The 23146-nt window shown below is 66.1% G+C and carries 19 protein-coding genes, 1 tRNA gene and 1 pseudogene; 8 read left to right on the top strand and 13 right to left on the bottom strand.

The window, feature by feature from the left end; genetic code table 11:
- Positions 1–7 precede the first annotated feature (7 nt).
- Positions 8–1513, top strand: coding sequence for a YifB family Mg chelatase-like AAA ATPase (locus tag D575_RS0106325; protein WP_018145075.1), 1506 nt, complete (start codon positions 8–10; stop codon positions 1511–1513).
- A gap of 72 nt (positions 1514–1585) precedes the next feature.
- On the opposite strand, the gene D575_RS0106320 is transcribed toward D575_RS0106325, so the two are convergent.
- The gene (locus tag D575_RS0106320; protein WP_018145074.1) at positions 1586–2464 is read right to left on the bottom strand and encodes a c-type cytochrome; all 879 of its coding nucleotides are present in this window, start codon (positions 2462–2464) and stop codon (positions 1586–1588) included.
- A 183-nt stretch (positions 2465–2647) separates the two neighbouring features.
- On the opposite strand from D575_RS0106320, the gene D575_RS0106315 reads away from it, so the two are divergent.
- Positions 2648–2724, top strand: a tRNA-Arg gene (locus D575_RS0106315).
- A gap of 179 nt (positions 2725–2903) precedes the next feature.
- Here D575_RS0106315 and rfaH read toward each other — a convergent pair.
- Together rfaH and D575_RS13960 are read right to left on the bottom strand one after the other, a co-directional pair.
- Positions 2904–3455 carry a transcription/translation regulatory transformer protein RfaH gene (gene rfaH / locus D575_RS0106310; RefSeq protein WP_026182068.1) on the bottom strand — a complete coding sequence of 184 codons (552 nt, stop codon included), beginning with the start codon at positions 3453–3455 and terminating at the stop codon, positions 2904–2906.
- An 11-nt stretch (positions 3456–3466) separates the two neighbouring features.
- Positions 3467–3730, bottom strand: a pseudogene (locus D575_RS13960) (transcription termination/antitermination NusG family protein); the annotation flags it as partial.
- 174 nt (positions 3731–3904) lie between these two features.
- Between D575_RS13960 and D575_RS14630 the strand changes: the two are divergent.
- Positions 3905–4039 carry a hypothetical protein gene (locus tag D575_RS14630; protein WP_018145072.1) on the top strand — a complete coding sequence of 45 codons (135 nt, stop codon included), beginning with the start codon at positions 3905–3907 and terminating at the stop codon, positions 4037–4039.
- Positions 4040–4131: 92 nt separating this feature from the next.
- On the opposite strand, the gene D575_RS0106300 is transcribed toward D575_RS14630, so the two are convergent.
- From D575_RS0106300 to D575_RS0106290, 3 genes are all read right to left on the bottom strand, one after another.
- A complete protein-coding gene (locus D575_RS0106300) occupies positions 4132–5070 on the bottom strand; it encodes a DmsC/YnfH family molybdoenzyme membrane anchor subunit (protein WP_018145071.1) in 939 nt (312 codons plus the stop codon).
- A 26-nt stretch (positions 5071–5096) separates the two neighbouring features.
- The gene (locus D575_RS0106295; RefSeq protein WP_038032074.1) at positions 5097–5792 is read right to left on the bottom strand and encodes a 4Fe-4S dicluster domain-containing protein; all 696 of its coding nucleotides are present in this window, start codon (positions 5790–5792) and stop codon (positions 5097–5099) included.
- Positions 5793–5867: 75 nt separating this feature from the next.
- Positions 5868–8777 (bottom strand): molybdopterin oxidoreductase family protein, encoded by a 2910-nt coding sequence (locus D575_RS0106290; protein ID WP_018145069.1) that lies wholly within the window; start codon positions 8775–8777, stop codon positions 5868–5870.
- Positions 8778–9011: 234 nt separating this feature from the next.
- On the opposite strand from D575_RS0106290, the gene moaA reads away from it, so the two are divergent.
- On the top strand, positions 9012–10022 hold the full coding sequence (gene moaA / locus D575_RS0106285) for a GTP 3',8-cyclase MoaA (protein ID WP_018145068.1): 1011 nt from the start codon (positions 9012–9014) through the stop codon (positions 10020–10022).
- 95 nt (positions 10023–10117) lie between these two features.
- Here moaA and D575_RS0106280 read toward each other — a convergent pair whose 3' ends face one another.
- Positions 10118–10606, bottom strand: a complete 489-nt coding sequence (locus tag D575_RS0106280; RefSeq protein WP_018145067.1) for a universal stress protein — start codon at positions 10604–10606, stop codon at positions 10118–10120.
- A 309-nt stretch (positions 10607–10915) separates the two neighbouring features.
- Between D575_RS0106280 and D575_RS0106275 the strand changes: the two genes are divergently transcribed.
- Together D575_RS0106275 and D575_RS0106270 are read left to right on the top strand one after the other, a co-directional pair.
- Positions 10916–12421, top strand: a complete 1506-nt coding sequence (locus D575_RS0106275) for a SulP family inorganic anion transporter (RefSeq protein WP_018145066.1) — start codon at positions 10916–10918, stop codon at positions 12419–12421.
- 265 nt (positions 12422–12686) lie between these two features.
- Complete coding sequence (locus D575_RS0106270; RefSeq protein ID WP_018145065.1) at positions 12687–13415, top strand: rhomboid family intramembrane serine protease; 729 nt, start codon at positions 12687–12689, stop codon at positions 13413–13415.
- Between the two features lie 115 nt (positions 13416–13530).
- On the opposite strand, the gene D575_RS0106265 is transcribed toward D575_RS0106270, so the two are convergent.
- A complete protein-coding gene (locus D575_RS0106265; RefSeq protein ID WP_231367510.1) occupies positions 13531–15594 on the bottom strand; it encodes a TonB-dependent receptor in 2064 nt (687 codons plus the stop codon).
- 285 nt (positions 15595–15879) lie between these two features.
- Here D575_RS0106265 and D575_RS0106260 point away from each other — a divergent pair, with 285 nt between their 5' ends.
- Positions 15880–16917, top strand: coding sequence for a porin (locus D575_RS0106260; protein ID WP_018145063.1), 1038 nt, complete (start codon positions 15880–15882; stop codon positions 16915–16917).
- A gap of 121 nt (positions 16918–17038) precedes the next feature.
- Here D575_RS0106260 and D575_RS0106255 read toward each other — a convergent pair whose 3' ends face one another.
- Together D575_RS0106255 and D575_RS0106250 are read right to left on the bottom strand one after the other, a co-directional pair.
- Positions 17039–17911, bottom strand: a complete 873-nt coding sequence (locus D575_RS0106255) for a dienelactone hydrolase family protein (RefSeq protein ID WP_018145062.1) — start codon at positions 17909–17911, stop codon at positions 17039–17041.
- A gap of 113 nt (positions 17912–18024) precedes the next feature.
- Positions 18025–18489 (bottom strand): tRNA (cytidine(34)-2'-O)-methyltransferase, encoded by a 465-nt coding sequence (locus tag D575_RS0106250; protein WP_018145061.1) that lies wholly within the window; start codon positions 18487–18489, stop codon positions 18025–18027.
- Between D575_RS0106250 and D575_RS0106245 the strand changes: the two genes are divergently transcribed.
- Positions 18488–19480, top strand: coding sequence for a dihydroorotate dehydrogenase (locus D575_RS0106245; protein ID WP_018145060.1), 993 nt, complete (start codon positions 18488–18490; stop codon positions 19478–19480). The two genes, D575_RS0106250 and D575_RS0106245, sit on opposite strands and share 2 nt — an antisense overlap.
- 250 nt (positions 19481–19730) lie before the next feature.
- On the opposite strand, the gene ntrC is transcribed toward D575_RS0106245, so the two are convergent.
- The 3 genes from ntrC to D575_RS0106230 all read right to left on the bottom strand — a co-directional run bounded on the left by ntrC (position 19731) and on the right by D575_RS0106230 (position 23110).
- A complete protein-coding gene (gene ntrC / locus D575_RS0106240; RefSeq protein WP_018145059.1) occupies positions 19731–21167 on the bottom strand; it encodes a nitrogen regulation protein NR(I) in 1437 nt (478 codons plus the stop codon).
- A complete protein-coding gene (glnL, locus tag D575_RS0106235) occupies positions 21167–22264 on the bottom strand; it encodes a nitrogen regulation protein NR(II) (RefSeq protein ID WP_018145058.1) in 1098 nt (365 codons plus the stop codon). The genes ntrC and glnL overlap by 1 nt, the downstream gene beginning before the upstream one ends.
- 189 nt (positions 22265–22453) lie before the next feature.
- Positions 22454–23110: a DUF4124 domain-containing protein gene (locus D575_RS0106230; RefSeq protein WP_018145057.1), complete on the bottom strand. Its 657-nt coding sequence runs from the start codon at positions 23108–23110 to the stop codon at positions 22454–22456.
- Positions 23111–23146: the final 36 nt, after the last annotated feature.

Below are 23146 nucleotides of genomic sequence, written 5' to 3'. Positions count from 1 at the left end.
GGCAAGGATGCCCGTCACCATCGCCTACGCCCGCGCCATCGACGGCATCCACGCCCCGCTGGTCACCATCGAGACCCACCTGGCCAACGGGCTGCCCGCCTTCCAGATCGTCGGCCTGCCCGAGGCTGCGGTGCGCGAGAGCCGTGACCGCGTTCGGGCGGCGATCCAGACCAGCGGCTTCGAGTTTCCACGGCGCCGCATCACCGTCAACCTGGCCCCCGCCGACCTGCCCAAGGACGGCGGCCGCTTCGATCTCGGCATTGCGCTGGGCATCCTGGCCGCCAGCCAGCAGATCCCGGCCGCAGCGCTGGCCCACCACGAGTTCCTCGGCGAGCTGGGGCTGGACGGCACCTTGCGCCCGGTGGGTGGCACCCTGGCTGCCGGACCTGCGGCAGCCGACGCCGAGCGGGCGCTGGTGGTGAACCCGGAGGATGGGGCGGAGGCGGCCCTCGCCAGCCGCGCCCGGGTTCTCACCGGCTTACACCTGAGCGCCGTCTGCGCCGCGCTGGCGGGGCGCGAGGCCCTGGTGCCGGCACAACCGCCCGAGCCTTCCGCACCCGCGCACCCCGACCTCGCCGACGTGCGCGGCCAGCACCAGGCGCGGCGGGCCCTGGAGATCGCGGCCGCCGGCGGGCATCACCTGCTGATGGTCGGCCCACCCGGGAGCGGCAAATCCATGCTGGCCTCGCGCATCCCCGGCATCCTGCCGCCAATGGACGAGGGCGAGGCCCTGGAGACCGCGGCCATCCACAGCCTGCGCGGCAGTTCGCATCTGCGCCAGGACTGGCGGGCGCGTCCGTTCCGGTCCCCGCACCACACCGCCTCGGGCGTGGCGCTGGTGGGCGGCGGCAGTACACCACGCCCCGGCGAGATCTCGCTCGCGCACCAGGGCGTATTGTTCCTCGACGAACTCACCGAATTCAGCCGCTCGGTGCTCGACGTACTGCGCGAACCGCTGGAGAGTGGCGTCATACACATCTCGCGCGCGGCCCGCCAGGCCGAGTTTCCGGCCCGCTTCCAGCTGGTCGGTGCGATGAACCCCTGCCCACAGGGATTCGATTGCGACCTCGCCGAACGCTGCGAATGCACCCCGGAGCAGCGGGCCCGCCACCGCAAGCGCCTGTCGGCACCGCTACTCGACCGGATTGACCTGGCGATCGAGGTCCCGCGCATCCCGCCCAAGGACCTGGCCGGATCAGCCGAGGCATCGGAAGACTCGGCCTCCGTGGCCAAGCGCGTCGCTCGGGCCCGCAAGGTGCAGCGCGAGCGCCAGAATGGACTGAACAGCGCACTCGATGGCACGGCACTGGACCGGTACGCCGCCCTCGGCACGGCTGACCGGGAGCTGCTGGACAAGGCTGCGGAACGCTTCCGGCTCTCCGCGCGGGCCTACCACCGCATCCTGCGGGTGGCGCGTTCCATTGCCGATCTCAACGATGCCGAGGCGATCGCGACCCAGCACCTGACCGAGGCACTGAGCTACCGCGCCCTGGACCACTGGCGCACGCAATAGCGGCCGCCAAACAAAAACCCCGCCCAGGCGATACCTGAGCGGGGTTTCTTAATGCCGTTCCTACGAGGACGATCAGTCTTCGAAGGTCGCCACGTAAACGGCCAGGTCGGCGATGTCCTCGTCCGACAGGTTGGCGGCATTCGGTGCCATCAGCGCAGTCTGGTCGCCAACGGTCTCGCCGGCGCGGTAACGCACCAGCTTGTCGGCAATGTACCCGGCATCACGACCGGCCAGCTTCGGGAACACCGGGGTACCCTGACCCTGGGCACCATGGCAGGCAACACAGGTGTTGTAACGCGACTGACCGCGCTCGGCATCGCCATCTTCGACCGCGATGGCGGCAACCGCTTCGGCGTCTTCTTCGGCCGCCGCTTCGCCAGTCTCGGTAGTGGCGACCGGCTCTTCGCCCTCGGCAGCATCTTCGGCGGCGGTGTCGCCATTGCCATTGCCGTTATCGCTGCCTTCGTAGTCGTGATCGACCCCGGCCTGGTCCAGCATGTAGGCCACGGCCTCGTGCATCTGCTCGTCGCTCAGGCTGGAATCGCCACCGCGCGCCGGCATGGCGCCGATGCCGTTGATCGAGTTGGCGAACAGGGTATCCAGGCCCTTGTCGTTCAGGCGGTTGCTCCACTCGTCGGTGTCGTCCTTGATTGGGGCACCGGAAACACCAGCGTCATGGCAGGCCGCGCAGACGTTCGAGTAGATATCGCCCGGGGTCAGGTCCGCGGCTTCCTCGGCGCTATCCACCTGGCCGGACACCACCTGACCGATTGGCGCGATGCGCTGGGCGACGCGCTCGTCACTCACGGTGTCGGGCTGGGACACCTGCATGCCGCCAAGCCAGCCGGCCAGGTGCGACACCAGGAAAAGGACCGTGGCCAGCAGGGCCAGGGACGCAATAAACAGCAACACCTTGTTCCCGGTGTCCATCTTGATCGGTTGATTTCCCACTTCTCTCCCTCCGAGATCCTGGCCTTGAGTGGCCATGTGGTGTGCTATTCAAAAGCCCTCGCGCATCAAGCGCAAATCGGGCGCAGAGTATAGGGCATCATGCAAACTAGGACCACAAACCGAGTGTGGCGGTCAAATATGGCTGGACGCGTCAAAGCTCGCGCCCGTATCATTACAGACCTTGCGCCCGTAGCTCAGCTGGATAGAGTACTGCCCTCCGAAGGCAGGGGTCGCAGGTTCGAATCCTGCCGGGCGCGCCATCATGACGACGAAGAAGGGCCCATTGTATGGGCCCTTCTTCGTTATGCGGATGGATCCCGGGGCCGGACGCCCCCTTCTCCAGCCGAGGCCCGCTGAACGGGACAACCGATCCGCCCCACCTGGACAATCCCCAGTCTCTGCGCATCGCAGACGACCGCCTCGCCCTCGCACTGCCCGATCAGACAACAGGCCCCACGGCCGCAGCCGGCAGCTCGACCTGCTGGCACTGGCTCATGATCTGCATGAGAACGATCACGCGCTCTTCTCCGGTACGGGCGAGAAACAAGGCCTCGCGCCCCTGGAACGGCCCATCCGTGATGGTAACCGGCTGCTGCGGGGCAAAGTCACTGTCACGGGTAAGGTCGAGACAGCCGCTCTCGGGGTCCAGGCGCAGGCGGATCCCCTCGATGACCGGCTCGGGAACCGGCACCGGGCTGGAGCCAAAGCGCACCAAACCCAGCACGCCGCGCGTGGAGCGAATTGGGGCCCAGTTTTCTGCGACGTCGCAAAGCTGCGCGAAGAGGTAGCGCGGAAACAGGGACTCGGTGACGGCGGTGCGACACCCCCCGCGGCCAATGGGCTGGCGGATCAGCGGCCGGAACGTGCGATACCCCTGGCGGTCGAGATTCGCCTCGGCGCGGGCTTCTTCCCGGGGTTTGCATTGGATGGTGTACCAGTGTTTCAAGGGGACCTCGTCGCAGCAGCGCGCCGGTGATTGCGCACCACCCAACCCAGCACGCCGCGCGTGGAGCGAATTGGGGCCCAGTTTTCTGCGACGTCGCAAAGCTGCGCGAAGAGGTAGCGCGGAAACAGGGACTCGGTGACGGCGGTGCGACACCCCCCGCGGCCAATGGGCTGGCGGATCAGCGGCCGGAACGTGCGATACCCCTGGCGGTCGAGATTCGCCTCGGCGCGGGCTTCTTCCCGGGGTTTGCATTGGATGGTGTACCAGTGTTTCAAGGGGACCTCGTCGCAGCAGCGCGCCGGTGATTGCGCACCACCCATAGCATCAGCTTACTCTAATGATAGGCCGACTGGCAGCGAACGTGCGTAGATGCATCACGAAACTGGATGCACAGGGTTGCCGGGGCGATCGGCTACTGCCTTGATCTGGATCAAATTCGACAGCCCGGGGCAGCGCTAGCTTCAGAGGTGCAACGACACCTCAGGAGAACCCTCATGCTGACCGAAATCATGTTCCAGTCGCCCATCGGCATTCTGACCATCATCACCCTGCTGGGGATCCTGGCGTTCTTTGGCTACGTGGGCTATTACATCATCCACGGCATGCGCCAGGACAAGCAGCGCGAGTAAGACATCCGCGCCCGCCGGCCAGCGGCCAGCGGCCACCCATGAAAACGCCCGCGCAAGGCGGGCGTTCGATGTGCCACTTCGGCCAGCGGGGCTCAGGTATGCTGGTCCCCGTGGTACAAGCGCACGACGTGCCGGGCCTCGGCGAAGAACAGCCAGCGCTCCATGACCACACCCACCAGAGCCGCGACCAGGCCGAGCCAGGCCACGATGGCCGGCACACCGGACAGGATCGCGGCGAACACCAGGATCGGGGTGCCGAACGCGAGCAGGAACACGCCCATCTTCAGGGTATCGGTGGTGTTCTTGCCTGCATCGTAGCCAAACTCGTCGGTCAGGAAGGTACCGGCGGTATGCCCGGTATCCAGCAACCGCACGGTCGCGCGGTTGAAGGTGGTGGCGGTGTTGATGGTCGGGCCGGTCACGCGGGAGATCCAGAAGTAGTAGATCCCCTTGAGGACGCCGGCGATCAGCAGCAGCACGATGGCCACGCCCGCATGCATCGCGGTGGCGTTGCCGAACACACTGGCAATGGCGGCGAAGGCGACGGCACCGGTGGCCACGCCCAGCATAATGTAATTAGCCGGGGTCAGCGCGGTGTTCCACTGGCGGATGGTCTTCAGGCAGCCGTAGATCATCCCGGTGGAGAACAGCGTGACCACCGCCAGCACGGCGGCGATAGCGCCAGCCACTGCGGCCAACGGACCGATTTCGTTGCCCTGCAGCAGCACGCCGAGGCCATAGATCGCGGCGAACGGGTAGAACAGCACGGCAAACACCGCCTCGCGCGAGAGCCAGGAGGTCTTGAAGCGCATGAAGGAACGCCAGGCGTTCTTCTTGTTCGCCAGGTGGCCGGTGGACAGCATGAGCCCGACGGTGATCATGCCCAGGGCCGCAACCCCGTGCGCGATCAGCTCGCCATGGCTCATGGCCGGGCCGATGCCCGCGAGATGGAAGGCCACCAGCAGCAAGAACAGGCCGTAGCCCGCTCCGGAGATGACAGTAAACAGAATGACGGAAAACGCCGGATGCATGGTTTTCTCTCCCCGATCGGGCGCGCTTAGCGCGCCACCATCTTGTTGACCCAGTCCTTCACCGAGGTGATCAGCGTGTTGGCACGCACGTCGTCGGTGGGGATGGAACGGGTGATCCGCGGCGGCAGATAGGTGTTGACCGGCTTGTAGCCAAGCTCGGGCATCTGCTTCACGCCGCCACGTTCGCGGACCAGGCGGCTCACCTCGGAGGCGTCGTCATCGAAGTCGCCGAAGAAGCGCGCGTGCGCCGGGCAGGTGATCACGCAGGCGGGCTGACGCTCTTCCGGCGGCAGCTGCTCGTCGTAGATGCGGTCCACGCAAAGCGTGCACTTCTTCATCACGCCGTCTTCGCGGTCGAGCTCGCGAGCGCCGTACGGGCAGGCCCAGGCGCAGTAGTTGCAGCCCATGCACTTGTCCTGATCGACCAGCACGATGCCGTCTTCCGGACGCTTGTAGGAGGCGCCGGTCGGGCAGACATTCACGCAGTCGGCATGCTCGCAGTGCATGCAGGACATCGGGATGTTGACGGTCTTGTTGTTGGGGTAATCCCCGACCTCGTAGTGGCGGATGCGGTTGAACCACACGCCGCTCGGGTCCTCGCCGTAGGGGCGATAGTCGGTCAGCGGACCCGTGGTGCCGCTGGTGTTCCACTGCTTGCAGGCCACCGCGCAGGCATGGCAGCCCACGCAGGTGTCCATGTCGATTACGAGTCCAAGTCGCATGGTTGGTACTCCCTCAAATCGTTCGTGCGGGCAAGCCCCGCGATGGCCTTGAGGCCGTCGCGGAACCGGGCCGGATCAGTTTTTCTCGTCGTCCAGCGAACCGCGCGTGAGCACGTCGCGGATGTCGCGGTTCAGGTGCACGGGCTTGTGCGCGTGGTAGCGCAGCTGGTCCGGCGATTCGGACATGCCCGGCGTGGCCTTCACCTCGTCGAACTGCGGCCAGGCGCTCTGCTCGTCGGGACCGGCCGGGGTGATCTTGACCTTGAGGTCGTACCACGCGGCCTGCCCGGTGACCGGGTCGGAGTTGGTGATGTTGTCGATCGGGTCGCCCTTCTTCGGGAGCAGCTCGCTGATCAGGTGATTCATCAGGAAGCCCTTCTGCGACTCGTTCGCCTCGGGCTTCAGGCCCCAGGCGCCCTTCTGCTTGCCGATCGCATTCCAGGTCCAGACGGTGCTGGGCTCGCAGCCCTCGATCAGCTTGACCTGCACGCGAATCTTGCCGTTGTGCGACTCCAGCCACACCCAGGACAGATCCTCGATGCCCATGGACTCCGCCTTCTGACGGTTCATGTACAGGTAGTTCTGGGCGCAGATCTGGCGCAGCCAGGCGTTCTGCGAATCCCAGGAGTGGTACATGAACATCGGACGCTGGTTGACCGCGTAGAACGGGTACTCGTCCTCGTCGATACGGGTCTGCTCCAGCGGCTTGTGCCAGATGGGCAGCGGATCGAAGTACTGGGTCAGCCGGTCCTTGTGCTCCTGCTTGGTCGGCTGTGGGCCGTCGTACAGGCCCTGGCCGGCCAGCTTGAAGCGCTGCTGGGTCTCGGAGTAGAGCTCGATCGTGATCGGATCGGTCTTGCCCACCCAGCCGGCGTGCTTGGCCAGCTCCAGGTAGTCCTTGTTGGCATAGCGGTAGAACTGCTCGTTCGGCGCCAGGTGGTACATGAAGAACCCCTGGTTCTCGATGTACGCCTCCCACTGCTTCGGGTTCGGCTCGCCGCGCAGATGGCTCTGGCCATCCTTGCCGCGGTAGCCGGACAGGAAGCCGATGCCCGGCTCCTTCTCGAAGTTGACGATGAAGTCCTTGTAGTCCGAGAACTTGCGGCTGCCATCGTCCTTGGTGAACGCCGGGAACTTCAGGCGCCCGGCCAGCTCGACCATCACCTCCTGCCACGGCCGCACGTTGCGATCGGGCTCGAGGATCGGGTGGCGGATGGAATCCGCCGCCGCGGCCGGCTCGGAGATCGGGCGGTCGAGCATGGAGATGGTGTCGTAGCGCTCCAGATAGGTGGTATCCGGCAGCACCAGGTCGGCGAAGCTGACCATCTCGGAATTGAACGCATCCGAGACCACCAGGAACGGGATCTTGTACTCGCCGTTCTCGTCCTTGGACCGCAGCATGTCCATCACTTCGGCGGTGTTCATCGTGGAGTTCCACGACATGTTCGCCATGAAGAAGATCAGGGTGTCGATCGGGTACGGGTCGGCGTTGACCGCATTGGTCACCACCATGTGCATCATGCCGTGGTTGGACACCGGCGCATCCCAGGAGAAGGCCTTGTCGATGCGCAACGGGTTGCCGTCGTCATCGATGACCAGATCCTCCGGCGCGGTCGGGAAACCGAGCGGCGGGCTCTTCAGCGGGGTGTTCGGGGCGCATTCCTTGGCCGGCTTGATGCCCGGCGGGATGTGCTTCGGATACGGCGGCTTGGCCAGGTGACCGCCGGGGCAGTCCACCGAGCCCAGCATGATCTGCAGCAGGTGGATCGCGCGGCAGGTCTGGAATCCATTGGAGTGCGCGGAGATGCCGCGCATCGCGTGCATGGACACCGGACGCCCGAACACCTTGTCGTGCTTGCGGCCCCAGGAGTCGGTCCACTCGATGTCGAGCTCGATGGTCTCCTTGAACGCGACGTGGGCCATCTCCAGCGCCAGGCGCTCGGTCTGCTCGGCCGGGATGCCGGTCACCGCGGCGGTATTCTCCGGGGAATACTCGTCCGCCAGGTAACGCTCGGCCAGCAGGGTCATCACGGTCTTGACCGGGCGGCCGTCCGGGGCGGTGTACTCGCCGAACAGGGCCGGCTTGATGTCGACCTGGCTGCCGTCGACGAAGGCCTCCTTCTCCAGTTCCCAGACCTGCGGATTGCCGGCCTCGTCACGCAGGATCAGGCCGTCGCCCTTCTGGCCCGGGGTCTGTACCACCAGCTGGGTGGCGTTGGTGTAGCGCACCAGGAAGTCCCAGTCGAACTGGTCGTTCTTCAGCAGCACGTGCAGCATCGACAGCGCGAACAGGCCGTCGGTGCCGGGCTTGATGCCCACCCACTCGTCGGCGATCGCCTGGTAGCCGGTGCGCACCGGGTTGATCGCGACGAACTTGCCGCCGCTGCGCTTGAGCTTTTCCAGCCCGATCTTGATCGGGTTGGAGGCATGGTCTTCCGCCACACCCCAGAGCATGTGGTACTTGGTGCGATCCCAGTCGGGGTCGCCGAATTCCCAGAAGGCGAAGCCAGTGGTGTACAGGCCGCCGGCGGCCATGTTCACCGAGCAGAAGCCACCGTGGGCCGCCCAGTTGTAGGTACCGAACTGGGTTGCCCACAGGCCGGTCAGGGCCTGCATCTGGTCACGGCCGGTGAAGAACGCCAGCTTGCGCGGGTCGGTCTCGCGGATCTTCTGCAGGCGCGCGGACAGGGTGTCCAGCGCCTCGTCCCAGGAGATCGGCTCGAACTCGCCAGCACCGCGCTCGGTGCCCGGCTTGCGGCGCATCGGCTGGTGCAGGCGCGCCGGGGACTGCTGCTTCATGATCCCCGCGTTGCCCTTGGCGCAGAGCACACCCTTGTTGATCGGGTGGTGCCGATTCCCCTGGATGTAGCGGACCTTGTTGTCCTGGACGGTAACCTTGATACCGCAACGACAGGCGCACATGTAGCAGGTGGTGTACTTGATCTCCTGCTCGCCGTGCTTCTCGAATTCGGGCAACGCGCTCATGGGGCGACCTCGTGATCTCGGTTCAGTTATGCATCGCGCATTGTGGACGGAGCGGACACATTCTGCCAACGAGTCTTTTCTATTTGCCGATAAATTTAAATTATCTAGTGAAGATTTTTTTTATTGTGACGCGAATCCACAGATGATTTGCACGTTCGGGTGGCAAAGGCGGCAAAATGATCTACGATGTGTACCACGGAACATATCGCCCCACTCGACGTCACAGGCCCGCCAATGGAACCCGCCGACACCCCCACGGAAGGAAACACCCTGATCGACGCCTTCGGTCGCCGCATCGAATACGTGCGCCTCTCGGTCACCGATCGCTGCGATCTGCGCTGTTTCTACTGCATGCCCAAGGGCTTTCGCGACTTCGAGGAGCCGGAACACTGGCTCAGCTTCGAGGAGATCGAGCGCGTGATGGGCGCCTTCGGTCGCCTCGGCACCCGCCGTGTGCGCCTGACGGGCGGCGAGCCCCTGGTGCGCAAGAACCTCCCGGATCTGGCCGCGCGTCTGAATGCCCTGCCCGGCATCGACGATATCTCGCTGTCCACCAACGCCACGCGCATGGCGCGCCATGCGCAGGAGCTGAAGGATGCTGGCGTCGACCGGATCAACGTCAGCCTCGATTCGCTCAAGCCCGAGGTCTTCAAGGAGATCACCGGCGGCAAGCTGGAGAAGGTGCTGGACGGGCTGATGGCCTCCAAGGCCGCGGGCCTCGCCCCAATCAAGATCAACATGGTCGTGATGGGCGGGATCAACGAGCCGGAGGTCGAGGACATGGTCGACTTCTGCATCGAACACGGCTTCACCCTGCGCTTCATCGAGACCATGCCGATGGGCGACACGGGCCGCCAGGCGAAAGAGGGCCATTACGTGAACCTGCAGGATGTGCGTGCCCGCCTGGAGCCGCGCTACAACCTGGTGCCCGGCGTGATGCCCGGGGGCGGCCCGGCGCGCTACATGCAGATCCCGGATACCGATGTGCGCATCGGCTTCATCACCCCGATCTCGCAGCACTTCTGCGATACCTGCAACCGCGTGCGCCTGTCGGTGGACGGCACCATCTACACCTGCCTCGGCAACGACCACAGCCTGAACCTGCGCCCCTACCTGCGCGAGGGCTGTACCGATTCGGAACTGGAGGACCTGGTGGTCCAGGCCATCAACCTGAAGCCGGAACGCCACGAATTCTCCGAGCGCCCGGAGAAAGTCCTGCGCTTCATGTCCATGACCGGGGGCTGACGCCCGGTCAGCCGTCATCGCGAGAGCATGCCGCAGGAACGAGAAAGGCCCGCTGAAAGCGGGCCTTCTGCATGCCGGGAGGGCTGCGAGCCGCTTCAGTCGACGGCGCCTTCCGGCGGCAGCTTTTCCTTCATCGAGTCGGACAGCGGCACGTCGTGCACCACCAGCACCGGCAGGCGCGCATTGCGCACCAGCCACTCGGTGGCAGAGCCGGAGAGCATGTTGGAGATCTGGCTGCGCCCACGGGTCCCCATCACGATCATGTCCGCACCCCACTCCTCGGCGTGGCGCGAGATTTCCTCGGGGGCGCTGCCCACGGCGATGGCGACGTCGTCGTCTGCCTCGGCCCACTCCTGCATCTGGGCACGCACCTTCTCCTCCGCAGCATTGCGCATGTCCTTCGCGTTCAGCGGCGACGAGCCCGCACCACTGAACGCACCGGCAGAGCTGGGACCGGCCACGTCCGACGGCTTCATCACATACAACAACCGCTTCTTCGCCCCCGGGCAGTGCTGGCGGGCAATCGCCAGGGCCGAGGCCGAAGCGGGCGAGAAGTCGATGGCGATGATGACGCGCTGCAGCATGGGGATCCCCTTTGTGATCGCATGAAACCGACCCGGCGTACGCGCCCGGGGTCATGAAAACTTCAGAGCCGACTAATAGAGTGGTACAATTTCGCGCCTTTCCTGAGCGGTTCTCAGTCTGTACTGGCACCGAACCGCTTGCAACCGCGCCATCCACTGGTGGCAACCGGGCCCGGCTACTTCCCGGGGAAACGCCGATCCAACCCTTCGCGTGGATCCGCGCCTCCCAAAGTCTCTGGTACCTGTTCGTTCACCCGTTGATCCCGACCCTGGTCGGCTTCGGCGCGCACCGGTATTGGGGAACGCAACGTGCAGCAGACCATACAAGACTTCCTGTCCCGCCAGCGCAAGGTCTGGTTCTTCAATGTCCGCGGCGACCTGATCGCCGGGATCGTGGTCGCACTGGCCCTGATCCCCGAGGCGATCGCCTTCTCCATCATTGCCGGCGTCGATCCGAGCGTGGGCCTGTACGCCTCGTTCACCATGGCCGTGGTGATCGCCTTCGCCGGCGGGCGCCCCGGCATGATCTCGGCGGCAACCGGGGCGATGGCCCTGCTCACGGTCACGCTGGTGGCCGAGCACGGGCTGCAGTACCTGCTGGCGGCCACCATCCTGACCGGGATCATCCAGCTCCTGTTCTCGTGGGCCAAGCTCGCGCGCTACATGATGTTCATCCCGCGCACCGTGCTGGTCGGCTTCGTCAACGCGCTGGCGATCCTGATCTTTCTCTCCCAGGTGCCCTACCTGGTGGATGGCGACACCACCATGTGGGCGCTGGTCGCGGCCGGCCTGATCATCCTCTACGGCCTGCCGATGATCCCGGGCTACCCGACGCTTCTGCCGCCACCGCTGGTCGCGATCATCGCGCTAACCGCCGTCGTCTACTACATGGGCATGCCCACGCTGGAAGTCGGCGACATGGGCGACCTGCCCTCCGGCCTGCCGGTGTTCCTGTTCCCCGACATCCCGTGGAACCTGGAGACCCTGCAGATCATCTTCCCGACCGCGCTCGCGCTGGCGATCGTTGGTCTGCTGGAGTCGCTGCTGACGGCCTCGATCCTCGATGACCTGACCGACACCCCCTCCGGCAAGAACCGCGAGGCCCAGGGCCAGGGCATCGCCAACATCGTCACCGGCTTCTTCGGCGGCATGGCCGGCTGCGCGATGATTGGCCAGTCGGTCATCAACATCAAGTCCGGCGGTCTCGGTCGGCTGTCGACCCTGTCGGCCGGCCTGTTCCTGCTGTTCTTCATCCTGGTGCTGGGCGATCTGGTCTCGATCATCCCGATGGCCGCACTGGTCGCGGTGATGATCATGGTCTCCATCGCCACCTTCGACTGGGGCTCGCTGACCACGCTGCACAAGTTGCCGCGCACCGATGCCGTGGTGCTGATCGTGACCGTCGCGGTCACCGTGATCACCCACGACCTGTCGATGGGCGTGTTCGCCGGCGTGCTGCTCGCCGCGATCTTCTTCGCGCGCAAGATGGTCAAGGCGGTGGAAGTGAAGAGTGACCTGTCGGAGGACGGCAAGACCCGCATCTACACCGTTCGCGGCCAGCTCTTCTTCGTCGCCGTGGACAAGTTCATCGACAGCTTCGACTACCGCGAAGGCATCCATAACGTCGAGATCGACCTGACCCGCGCCTCGCTGTGGGACAGCTCGGCCGTGGCCGCGATCGACAAGGTGGTCGGCAAGTTCCGCCGTAACGGCATGGAGGTCGACGTGAAGGCCCCGCACGGCGAAAGCGGCGAACTCCACGACAAGCTCGCCCTGCACGACAAGGGCGCCGACCTGGGGCCGGGCGGGCACTAATCCCGCCGTTCGCCTTCGGCACCGTGATTGCGAGGAGCCGAAGGCGACGCGGCACAAAAGCAGCGAAGCTGCGTTGAACGGCCGCAGGCCGGCCCGAAGGGCGAGCGCAGCGAGTAACCTCCATCCGGAGCCATCGGGTCCCGAGTCGGTGCCAGCTTTGGGAGGTTGCCACGGCCCCTGCGGGGCCTCGCAATGACGGTGCCAGGGGCTGCGCCCGGGAGCCAGAGAGATTGGACCTCGTGCCCGAGCGTGGCAGGCTAGGCGCATGATGAATCTGCGCCGGCCGGCACCCCCGACCGATCCCAAGGCCGAACGCGAGCGCATTCGGCGCGCCCTGATGTGGCCCATGCTCGGGGCCGGCATCCTGATCGCGATCCATGCGCTGCAGGAGCTGACCGGCGGTGACTGGTCACGCCTGGGCATCCTCCCGCGCGACGCGGTCGGGGTGCTGGGCATCATCACCTCGCCGCTGATCCACGGCTCCTGGGGGCACCTGCTGGCCAATGTCCCGACCCTCTGGGTGCTGGGCATGCTGACCCTCTACGGCTTTCCCCAGGCCACGCGCACGGCGGTGCCGCTGATCTGGCTGATGGGTGGACTGGGCGTCTGGCTGTTTGCCCGCGAGGGGCTGCACATCGGGGCGTCCGGCCTTACCCACGGTCTGATGTTCTTCGCGGTCGTGATCGGGATTCGCCGCCGCGATGCGCTGTCCATCGCGCTCGCCATCATCATCCTGTTTCTTTACGGAAGCATGCTGTGGGGCGTGTTCCCCAGTGGTCCCAAGGTGTCGTTCGAGGCACACCTGTTCGGCGCAGTGGTGGGCGCGGTCTGTGGCGGGCTCCTGTACCGGCGTGACCCGTTACCCCCGGCGCGCCGATCCTCCTGGGAGGACGACGACGAGACCGACCCGGAGACCCTGCGCAAGATCGAGCAGGGGCGCCTGGACGAGATCGAGCCCGGGAAGTCGTCGGACGAGCCGTGGCGTCGTGATTAGTCGGACCCGTGTGTGGATGCGGTTCGCTGCGCTCAGCGCATCCTGCGATGATGCTTCCGGACCCGCCGATCGCAGGCTGCCGTGAGCGCAGCGAACCGCACCGATCCCACCCCTCTCACTGTCCGAAATACATCCGCACCCCCGCCATCAAGGTCAGACCCGGCGCTGGCTCGTAGTAGCGGCCGCCCGCCGCATTGATCCGGATGTTGTCGACATTGTCCGCATCCAGCAGGTTGTTGGCGGCGACGAAGGCCTCGGCACGGGTATCGCCCTGCTGCCAGAACCGGCCGGCGCGCAGATTCAGCGTCGTCTGCGGCCCCACCTTCTCCGTGTTCGCGTTGTCCGCGTAACGCGACCCCACATGCAGCGCGTCCACGGTCACGAACCAGGGGCCGTCGCGCCAGTCGGCCTCGACGAACAACTGCTCGCGCGGCAGCCCCGGCATCCGGTTGCCGTCGAAGTGCTCGCCCCCGGCATCCGCATACTCCCGAAACTGAAAGCGGTTCAGACTCAGCGCACTGCTCAAGGTCCAGGCCTCCGACGCCCGCCACTCGACTCCAAGCTCCACCCCTTCACGCGCCGTACGTCCCGCATTCTCATAGAAATCGCGGAAATCTCCCTCGTCGTCCACGACGATCTCGTCTCGAACCCGCGTGGCATAGACCGAGGCCTCCCAGGAGAGCTGCGGATTCTCGCGCCGGATACCGACCTCGATACTGCGCGCCCGTTGTGGCTCCACCTCGGGGTTGAAGCCGCCTCCGCCCTCCGGATTGGCAAACTCGGTGAAGGTCGGGGTCTCGAAGTTGGTCGCCACATTCACGTAGGCGCGATACTCGGGCCGGAAGTGCCAGATCAGCCCGGCCATGCCGCTGGTCTCGTCAAAGGTCCGGCGGCCCGATCGGTCCGTGACGTCATCACCGTCGTCAAACCGCTCGACGAAGTGATCGTCGATGGACATGCGAATACGGTCGTGACGGGCGCCGGCCACCAGGTTCCAGTCCGACCCGAGTGCGGTATCGGTCTGGACAAATACCCCGCGCGAGCGGGCCCGTTCGCGCTGATCCAGAGCCAGATCGCCGACCACTTCGTCATCGTCGCAATCCAGCTCCCCGGGCTCGAAAGTGCCCGACGTACAGCGGCGAGTCCGGTCGTCGCGCTGTTCCTCCAGGTCGATACCGGTCAACACTCGGGTCCGCCCGAAGTCGTGCTCGTACTGAGCGTTCACACCATAGAAATCCCGGTCATACGCCACCCTCGAGTCAGTAGGAAATGGAAGCTGCTGCGCGTAGTCGCGGTGGGTCCAGAAGCCGCCCAGGCGCAACTCGCCCCCGGCCAGTGGCTGTTCCCATTGCAGGCCGGTGGTCAGCTGTTCGGCGGACTGGGTACTGTCCAGCGCCGTGGCCAGCGGGGCCGCGGCACGCCGGTCCTCGCGCATCTCCTCGCGGGTCAGGCCGCCGGGGTCATCGGTGCGTGGCGCATCCAGGTAGCGCAGGTGAAAGTTGAGCGTGCCGGCATCCAGTTCCGAGACGGTATGCAGGCGCAGATAGCGCTTCTCGGCGGTGGACTGTTCGCGGTAGCCGTCGATGGCGAAATCATGTGCGGTCAGGGAATAGCGGTGGGTGCCGTGGTCCTGCTCCGCCACCGCTTCGGCGCGACGATAACCGTAGCTGCCCATCAACACGCCGCCGCCGAATCCGCGCGGATCCCGCCCGTCGCGGGTGCGCGCAGCGATCACGCCGCCGGAGGCATTGCCGTACAACGCCGCGCTGGGCCCTCGCAGCACTTCAATGTCGCGCAGATTCAGCAGATCGATGGCATCCACCTGCGACTGCCCGTCCGGCGTGGTCTCGGGGATCCCGTCCTGCAGGATGCGCAGTCCACGCACCCCGAACGGGGCGCGCGAACCGAAACCGCGGATCGAGATTCGCGCATCCTGGGCAAAGTTGTAGCGGTTCTGCGCGAACAGCCCCGGCACACGGTTGAGCGCCTCGTCCAGCTGCAGGCCCTGCCGCCCCTCGGTGGCCTGGCGCTCGTCGACCCGGCTGACCGCCGCAGGCAGATCCGCCAGCGGGGTCGCCAGGCGCGGCGCCGTCACCGTGATCTCGACCGGATCAAGCACCGGCGGCGCCTCATCCTCCGCGCCGCTTGCCGGGGATACAACCAGAAGGGGCCACAGCATCCAGCCACTCAGGCGGGGGATCGTCGACTCCGATGCTTCCAATGCCGCACCTCCTCTCGCTCGCCCCGAGACCTCCAGGAGACCGGAAACCGGCTCCTCATCGGAAGGACCCATCGCCTTGCGGCGGGTTCCGTTCAAAGCCGTGTCATTTCCGCAACGGTGTGGCCTTTTAACGGGATCTTCATCAGCGCTTAACCGGGGCGTCACCCGGCCTCCCCATGCTTGCGCCCTGTCGAGAGGCACTCGCGTCTCGCCAACGTTCAAACGCAAATAGGGGAGAAATCCATGAACCGCAAGCACCTGCTGACCAGCCTGATCGCCGCCGGCCTGGTCGTCCCGGCCCTGGCCACCGCCGACTGGACGCTGTACGGCCGCGCCAACATCTCCGTCGATTACCTCGACAACGGCGCGAGTTACAGCGAACCCAGCCTCGTCAGCAACTCCAGTCGGCTGGGCTTCAAGGGCGAACACGAGTTCCGCGAGCAACTGATCGGGTTGTTCCAGATCGAACAGGGTATCGACTTCGATGCGGATGACGACCTGACGCTTGCCACGCGCGACACCTTCGCGGGGCTGAAAGGCGACGCCTGGGGCATGCTGCGGGTCGGCGAATTCGATACCCCATTCAAGCGCGCCCGTGGCCCGGCCAATTTCTTTGGTGACCAGCTGGGCGACATGCGCAATCTGACCAAGGCCACGGGATTCGCGTCCGACAATCGCTTCGAGAACGGCATTCACTATCGCACGCCGACCTTCGGCGGTTTCGTCTGGGATATCCACTACAGCCCGCAAACAGGCGGCGCCTCAACGTCGACCACCGAATCCGGCCGCCCGAATGAAGCCTTCAGCACCTCGCTGACCCTTCGCATGGGTGATCTTACCGGGGCCCTTGCCTATGAAACTCGCGAGGACGCAGCCGCGGACGACAGCTCCGATGGCTGGCGCCTTGCCGGCAGCTACAAGATCACCGACGCGATCAATGTCGGCGCGCTGTACCAGACAGCCGACAATTTTGATGAAGTGAAATCCGACACCTACGGTCTTGGCACGCAGATCCGCGTCGCGCCGGATTTCTACCTCAAGGGGCATGTCTTCCAGCACGACTCGGACATCGACCAGAGCGACGCCACACTGCTTGCCCTCGGCCTCGAATATCGTGTGGACAGTAATCTGCGTTTCCACGGCACCATCGCTTCGGTGAGCAACGACGACGCGGTCGCACGCACGCCCTATTCCGACTCCCGGACCGTGGACGCCACCGCGGCAGGCGTGAACGGCGAGACAGCCAGTGGCATCTCGATCGGCATGCGCTACGACTTCTAAGGCCGTAGCACGGACACCCCGACGGCCAGGACCGCCGGGGCGTCTACCATCCCAGGCCCTGCCGGATTACGCCCCGGCGGGGCCTTTTTCGTTGGTGCCCAGCTCGCGGACGGCAGCGAGGTCAGTCGCGCAGGTGCTGGTTGACGAAGCGGGTGACGCGGATCATGGCGTCGCGCGAGGCGAGGTCGTCGGCGAAGGTGCGGTTGTTGCCGTTGCGGAAGTCGAAGCCGCGGCCCACGCCCGGGTATTCGATCCAGTGCACCTCGCCCCCGCGGCTTGCGAGACCATCGGCGGCCATGCGCGCGGTGCGGTGGCGCTGGTACTGCTCCTCGTCGCCGATCAGGATCATCATCGGGATCTCGAGCTGGTTGACCTCATTGGCGTAGCGATACACCTGGTGCGGCTCGCCCAGGTTCGGGTCCTGCAGGTGCGGGTAATACCCGGCCCAGCAGGCGACATCCTCGACCTGGCGCTCGAAGGTGACGGCGACCTTGAGCGCCTTGTAGCCGCCACGGGTGATGGACACCAGACAGGCGCGGTCACCCACGATGTCGTCGCGTTCCAACAGCACGTCCAGACCGCTGTTCAGATCACCTTCCAGCTCGTAATCATGGTCCAGCGGATGACTCTCCATAAAGCGGCCGGTGTACAGATCCGGCGCCAGCACGACGAAACCGCGCGCGGCCAGGCGCTTCACGTGCAGTTCGGCCAGATCGTCCAGGCCGCGCCGGCCATGGGTCCAGAGGATTGCGGGATAGTCCTCACCGTCCGCCGGACGGGCGACCATCGCCGGAATGCCGATGCCATCGCGCTCGTATTCGATGCGTTCGATCGCCACCTCGTGGTTTTCGAGATCGGCGTACATGACCCCGTCCTCCCACCAATCGTCGTCCCACCACCAGTTGTCGGAACCGGTGGGTTCATCGGCCGCCAGCGGGGCCGAGATCAGGGCCGTGGCGGCCAGCAGACAGAAAGAACGCAGCACTGGAAACATCGGAAACCTCTCGTGGTGGACGTACGGGCGCGATCGTCCTCGAAAGACGGACGGCGCGGGTGCTTTCTTCCGAGGGTAGTGCAATCCCGCGCGCCGTACCCGCTGACTCGGCGTCATGCGCCGCCGGGAAACCCCAGCTGGCGCCAGGCCTCGTAGACCACCACCGCGACGGCATTGGAGAGGTTGAGGCTGCGACTGCCCTCGCGCATCGGGAGGCGCAGGCGATGCTCCGGCGGCAGGGCATCCAGGACCGACGCCGGCAGGCCTCGCGTCTCCGGACCGAACAACAAGGCATCGCCATCGCGGAAGGCCGGGGCGTCGTAGCGAACCTGCCCGCGCGTGGTCATGGCGAACACCCGGCCAGGCTGCACCGATTCCCGCCACTGGTCGAGGCTGTCATACTCTTGCACCCGGGCCAGCTCGTGATAGTCGAGCCCGGCGCGGCGCGCCCGCGCACTGTCCAGCTCGAAGCCGAGCGGGTGGATCAGGTGCAGCGCCGCCCCGGTATTGGCTGCCAGACGAATGATATTGCCCGTGTTCGGCGGGATCTCCGGTTCATAGAGGACGATGTGAAGCATGAGTGATTCGCGCACCGATCCGCGGCTGGCCCTGGAATTCTGCGGCCTGCATTTGAACACGCCGCTGGTGCTGCTGTCCGGCTGTGTCGGCTTTGGCGAGGAATACACCCGCGTGGCGGGTTTCTCCAACCGCGATGCCGGGGCCATCTGCCTGAAGGGCACCACGGGCGCCGCACGGCTGGGCAATGCCCCGCACCGCGTCTACGAGACCCCGGACGGCATGCTCAATGCCATCGGCCTGCAGAATCCCGGGGTCGACCACGTGGTGGACCACACCCTGCCGCAGCTGGACTTCGACGAGACGCGCTTCTTCGCCAACGTCTCGGGCTCCACCCTCGAGGAGTACATCGAGGTCACCCGGCGCTTCGACGACTCCCCGATCGACGCCATCGAGATCAACATCTCCTGCCCCAACGTGAAGGAAGGCGGCGTCGCCTTCGGCAATGACCCGGACATGTCCGCCCGGGTGGTCGAGGCCTGCCGCCAGGTCACCTCCAAGCCGCTGATCACCAAGCTCTCGCCCAACCAGACGGACATCGCCGAGAACGCCCGGCGCTGCATCGAGGCCGGCACCGACGCCTTTGCGGTCATCAACACCCTGATGGGGATGGCAGTGGACGTGGAAAACCGCCGCGCGGTCATCGGCAACAACCAGGGCGGCCTGTCCGGCCCGGCGATCAAGCCGATCGCACTGCTGAAGGTGCAACAGGTCTATCAGGTGGCCGCGCCGCACAACGTACCGATCATCGGCCAGGGCGGCGTGATGAATGCCACCGACGCGCTGGAATTCCTGATCGCCGGCGCCAGTACGGTCGGTGTGGGCACCGGGCTGTTCTACGACCCGCTGTGCCTGCCCAAGATCCTGCACGGCATCAGCGACTACATGGACCGCCACGGCTACACGCACGTGCGCGACCTGACCGGCACCCTGCAACTGAACGGTGCCGTCTCCGCCTGCGCCCCGCCCGCTCCGCAGGATCCCACCACCTGAAAGGCCGGTTCACTAAAGAGCCTGTTGACCACGAAGCACACGGAAAAAGGCGCCAATTTTTCAGAGGGGTAGGATGCGTTGAGCCATGCGAAACGCATCGGGGCCGGGCCACCCCGTGTGGCCGATGCGTTTCGCTGCGCTCATCGGCATCCTACCCGTAACAAAACCATCCCTGGTTTTCTCCGCGTCCTCCGTGATCTCTGGGGTTAAATCGCCCTTGCCCTTCTTCGTGCCTTCTCGGTGAAAAGACCTACTCGTCGTCGAGGCCGAGTTCCTGGATCTTGCGAGTAAGGGTGTTGCGCCCCCATCCAAGCAGGGCGGCCGCCTGCTGGCGGTGACCACCGGTCGCGTTCAGTGCCTCGCGGATCACCGTGCGTTCCATCTGCGGCAGGACCGAGCCCAGCAGGTCGTGATCGCCGCGCTGCCAGTGCTGGCGGGCGACCTGGGCGAGTTCGGCGGTCCAGTCCCGCGGGCCGGCAGCGACACGGACCGGGGCACTCCCGGGCTCGGCACGGCTCTCGGTCGGCTGGTGCAGCTCGGCCGGCAGGTCATCCAGGTGCACCTCGCGGCCCGACGCCATCACGGTGAGCCAACGGCAGGTGTTTTCCAGCTGGCGGACGTTCCCCGGCCACGGCAGGCGCTGCAGCTCCGCGACCACCTCGGGGCGCATGGTCTTGGCCTCCACGCCCAGTTCCTGAGCGACCTCGGCCATGAAGTGCTGCACCAGCAGCGGGATGTCCTCCGGGCGCTCGCGCAGCGATGGCACGTGGATGCGGATCACGTTCAGGCGGTGGAACAGATCCTCGCGGAACAGGCCCGCGCGGACGCGTTCTTCAAGGTCCTGGTGGGTCGCGGCGATGATGCGCACGTCCACCCGGATCGGGGTATGGCCGCCCACACGGTAGAACGTGCCATCGGACAGCACCCGCAACAGGCGCGTCTGCAGGTCGAACGGCATATCGCCGATCTCGTCGAGGAACAGGGTGCCGCCGTCGGCCTGCTCGAAGCGGCCCTTGCGACTCTGGTTGGCCCCGGTGAATGCGCCGCGTTCGTGACCGAACAGCTCGCTCTCCAGCAGATCCTTGGGGATGGCCGCGGTGTTCAGCGCGATCAGCGGCTGGTCGGCGCGCGGGCTGTGCTGGTGCAGCGCGCGGGCAACCAGCTCCTTGCCGGTGCCGGATTCGCCATTGATCAGCACGGTGATATTGCTGCGCGAGAGCCGCCCGATGGCACGGAACATCTCCTGCATGGCCGGAGCCTCGCCGATGATCGGGGTCTCCTCGATCTCGGGACCGGCGGGGCCGTTCTCCTGCCCGGCACGGCGCGCCTCCAGCGCGCGTTGCACCAGGGCCACGGCCTCGTCCACGTCGAACGGCTTGGGCAGGTACTCGAAGGCCCCGGTCTGGTAGGCGCCCACTGCGCTCTCCAGATCGGAGAAGGCGGTCATGATGATGACCGGCGGTGGATCCGGGCGGGTCTGCATGCGGGCGAGGAAATCCAGCCCGTTCAGGCCCGGCATGCGGATGTCGGCGACGATGGTGTCCGGGACCGGATCGCGCTCGAGCGCCGCCCAGGCAGCGTCCGCGGTCTCGAAGCCGCGCACGGCGATCGCGTGACGCTGGAGGGCGCGTTCCAGCACCCAGCGAATCGAGTCGTCGTCGTCAATGATCCAGACGATGGGTTCCATCAGTGCGTCTCCTCCCGGCCCTGGGGGGAATCAATAGGAAGCAGGATGTCGAATGAGGTCGCCCCCGGCCGCGAATGGCATTCGATCAAGCCGTCATGCAGCTGGATCAGGCTCTGGGCAATCGGCAGCCCCAGCCCGGTGCCCTCGGCGCGCCCGGTCACCATCGGGAAAAAGATGCGTTCGCGGATCTCCTCCGGGATGCCGGGGCCGTTGTCGCGCACACTCAGCTTGGCCACCAACCGGTGGCGCTTCCCGGAGATCGTGTACTGGCGCAGGATCCGCGAGCTCAGGGTGATCTGCCCCCCGTCTTCCAGTGCATGCACCGCGTTCTGCACCAGGTTGAGGATGGCCTGCACCAGCATGTCGCGATCCGCCTGCACGTCGGGAATACTGGGGTCGTAGTCGCCGCGGATCTTCAGCCCCAGCGGCAGTTGCACGCTGACCAGGCCCCGCACGTGCTCCAGGACCTCGTGCAGATTCACGGCCTCGCGCCGCGGCATGTTGTTCGGCCCCAGCATGCGGTCGACCAGGCTGCGCAGGCGGTCCGCCTCGCGGATGATGATCTGGGTGTATTCCTTGAGACCCGAGTCGTCCAGCTCGCTGGCGAGCAACTGCGCCGCGCCGCGCAGCCCGCCCAGCGGGTTCTTGATCTCGTGGGCCAGCCCACGGGTCACTGCACGGGTGATCGCCTGCTGCTTCTGCAACTGTTCCTCGCGGCTGATGCGCTCGTGGCGGTCGATGGCGTTCAGTTCGAACAGCAACTGGCCCGGCCGCTCGCCGGCCGGGTGCAGTGGCGTGATGATCACGTCGGCCAGGAAGCTGTCGGCTCGCAGGGGCTCCATCTGACGGGCACGCAGCGTGATCGGCTGATCCAGGGTCAGCGCCGAACGCAGGCGGTTGGCCAGATTCCGGTCCAGCTTGAGCCATTGCCCCAGTCCGTGACCGACGATACGTTCGCGGCTCAGCCCGAGCAGGACCTCAGCCGCACTGTTCAGGCTCAGCAGGCGCAGGTTCGCATCGGTCACCAGCACGGCCGTGGAGAGGTCGTCCCACCAGGGCGGGGTAGCCAGACCGGGATTGGCAAGGGGCGTAGTCATCGAAAGGCCTCAAGCAGGAATCGCGCCAAGCGAAAATCGCCGGGCGGGGCGCTGAAGCCGGGGACTGCGTCACACCAGAAGCCTGGCCGCCGACACCCTTGAAACCGAAACGCCCCAGATTGGTGCAATAATAGCACCAATCTAGGGCGTCAACCGCACCACTTCGGTGCGCCTATACGAGTGCCGTCATCAATTCGGGCCAGGCGTCACCGGCCGCGGCGCCCGGGGAGCCTGCGGTGCCTGCGGTGCCTGCGGTGCACCGCCCGACGGAAACTGCTGGGGCCGTTGCTGCTGTTGCTGGCTGCGCGGGATGGCCATGCGCAGCACGTTGAACTCGATGGTATCGCTGGCGCCCAGTTCCTGACCCGACTCGTCCACGACCCGCGCCTGCAGGGTATAGGCACCGCGGTTCAGGCCCTCGAATGTCGCGCTCGTCGAAGACCCCTCGCCGGCGGCCTCCCCGTCCAGCAACCAGACCACGCGGTGGCCGGCATCGGCGTCAAGCGCCGGTTCAATCTCGATCTCCGCGGTCACATTGCCATCGTTCGCCCGCACGCCCTCGCCATCCCCCGGCCGCGCGATGGCGACCCGCTGGTAGGCACCCTCCGCTTCGGGCTGGCCGCGCGGGCGCACGGGGCGCTCGAGGATCTCGCGCGCGCCCTCCAGCGGCACGCCCCGCATCGGCTCACGCACATCGACCGATTCGCTACGGCTCCCCTCGGGGGGGCGGTCGCCGAAGTGGACATTGCCTTGATCGTCGGTCCAGCGATAGACGTCGGCACTCAGGAGCGCAGGGGCGAGAAGGGCGGCCAGGGGCAACGCCAGCCAGACAGCGATTCGGAACATGGGCTTTCCTCCTTGGAAGGCACGGATCCACGACCC

It is taken from the genome of Thioalkalivibrio sp. AKL6 (assembly GCF_000376905.1).
Taxonomy (GTDB): Bacteria; Pseudomonadota; Gammaproteobacteria; order Ectothiorhodospirales; family Ectothiorhodospiraceae; genus Thioalkalivibrio; species Thioalkalivibrio versutus.
This window is presented reverse-complemented; position numbering and strand designations above follow the sequence as displayed.